Raw genomic sequence first — 2,016 nt, forward strand, 5'->3', positions numbered from 1 at the left:
GTTGAAGGGGCTGGTTCTACTTGTATTTCAGTGCCTTGCTCCGCATGTTCGTGTCCTTGACCAGATGTAGAAGGTTGTGCTTCGCCTCCTGAATTGCTAGGCTGATCTGATCCCCCTGGAATAACTGCAGTAGGTTCTGCCTCAACTCCAGGTTTATTTATTGCATAATAAGTTCCAACTGAAGTAGCTCCTATTGCTCCAGCGCCTAGTACACCTGCGGCAGCTAATGCTCCTGAAGAGGCCATAAATATTTACTTGGTTACCAATAATAACGAATTGATTAATGTCCTTTACTGCTCCTGGTTTTTATCTGTTTTATTTTTCTTTGATATTTAAAAATTTCTATGAATTAATTTCTATTTCTGGGCTGTCTTTTTAATTAAACAAACTTCTTCAAATATTTTTCAGTCTGCATCCTTTTTAATAGTGTCTTCGGTTCATTTCTTGTCTGTTCCTGAAACTTTACTTTTTTTAAGCTCGCATCATGCTTTAGTAAATTTAGCGATATCTTCTGAGTTTGCAAGGGTATCACTAGGCACTAACTTATCTTTAACATCCGTTGGTTTAGTAATTGCCTGTCCGCTTTTTTCTTTCAAATTAGTTTCATCCATACTTTCTCATTTATCTTTCAATTTACTTCTATAACCGTTTGAACTACTCGTCTTATCTTCGTCTAACAATTTTTTTATTGAGTTATCGTCTGTATCTTTTAGGGATCCTATATAAGTTAATTCTTTCTTAGTTACATAATCCCCAAAGTTTTCATAGGTAATTACTTGATCAGCTTTATTAAAAGCACCTGCTGCATAAGCAGTTCCTACACCTATAACTCCTGCCCCTAAAGCACCTCCACCTATTGCTGCTGGTGATGGCATACTTTTGAAAAAACAGGTATTTTATATATTTAAGTGATTTTTCGGCAATTAAATTGAACTAATTTGATTGAGCAGCTGGAGTTTGTGTCTGTTCATTCCCAGAAGTTACTTTAGGTGTTTGTGATTCTGTATTTGTTGAAGAAGAACTAGTTGTAAGATCTGTAGAAGTTTCGATTGCTTCAGGAACTGAACCAGCTTGTTCGCCAGTAGCTGCTTCTCCTTTAGGTGATTCTGTTTCTCCAGTTGTATTTCCTGTAAATGTTCCTTCTTGAGTGCCAGATGTTGAACCCGATGGAACTGTAGAAGCGCCCTCTCTGATCTGTCCTCCAACATCATTCCTTCCCTCCGCTTGAGCAACTGAACCTCCAGAAGCTCCATTTGTATCTCCAGTTGCAGGTTGCTGCCCCTCTCTACTATCTGTTTCAGGTTCTACAATTGTTGATTGGCTTACCTCCGCATTTTCCTTACTTGTACCAATTCCATTTACTGCATAATATGTAGCAACTGAACCAGTGCCTACTACAGCTGTTGCTACTGATACTCCTACTGCAATTTCTCCTGGAGATGCCATGCCTAATTTACTTATCGACAACAATAATAACTAAAGCCTTAATTCCCCGTTTGGTTCCTACCTTAAACTTTTACTAACCCTATATTTAATATCCCTAAATAAATTCCTTAGAACAACAAAAAAACTTCTACTCCAATTACTATTTTCCCTATATCCCTTCGACTAATTAACTAAATCAAACAAACTTCTTCAAATATCTGTCAGTCTGAATCTTTCTTAAGAGTGTCTTTAGTTCATGTCTTATTTTCCTCTGAGACTTTACCTTTCTTAGACTCACATCATGCCTTAGTGAATGCCGCTATTTTTGTTGACTCTGCGAGTGTAGTACTACCAGACACAGGCTGAAATAAAGTAGATGCATTCCCAACCGGTTTTGTAACCGTATCAGTTCCTTTCTTAACAGATTGAGGCATGCTTATTCATTTTCCAGATAATCTACTTCTGTAATCATTCTTATCCTCATCTAATAATTTCTTTATTGAATTCTCATTTGCATCAGGTATATCTCCTGCATAAACCAAATCATTACTTTTCACATAATCTTCGAAATCTAAATATTTAGATGTAAAG

The 2,016-nt window shown here is 36.9% G+C and carries 4 protein-coding genes; all 4 read right to left on the reverse strand.

Annotated elements, in window-relative coordinates; genetic code table 4:
- On the reverse strand, positions 1 to 245 hold a 245-nt coding region (locus H6411_RS00070; RefSeq protein WP_216082618.1), incomplete at its 3' end, for a hypothetical protein.
- A gap of 111 nt (positions 246 to 356) precedes the next feature.
- Entirely contained in the window at positions 357 to 875 is a 519-nt protein-coding gene (locus H6411_RS00075; protein ID WP_216082619.1) for a hypothetical protein, read from the reverse strand.
- Positions 876 to 933: 58 nt separating this feature from the next.
- Positions 934 to 1,446 (reverse strand): hypothetical protein, encoded by a 513-nt coding sequence (locus tag H6411_RS00080; RefSeq protein ID WP_216082620.1) that lies wholly within the window; start codon positions 1,444 to 1,446, stop codon positions 934 to 936.
- Positions 1,447 to 1,616: 170 nt separating this feature from the next.
- Positions 1,617 to 2,016 (reverse strand): hypothetical protein (locus H6411_RS00085; RefSeq protein WP_216082621.1); only part of this gene is annotated, 400 nt, incomplete at its 5' end.

It is taken from the genome of Candidatus Mycoplasma haematohominis, from assembly GCF_902712995.1.
Classification (GTDB): Bacteria; Bacillota_I; Bacilli_A; order Mycoplasmatales; family Mycoplasmoidaceae; genus Eperythrozoon_B; species Eperythrozoon_B haematohominis.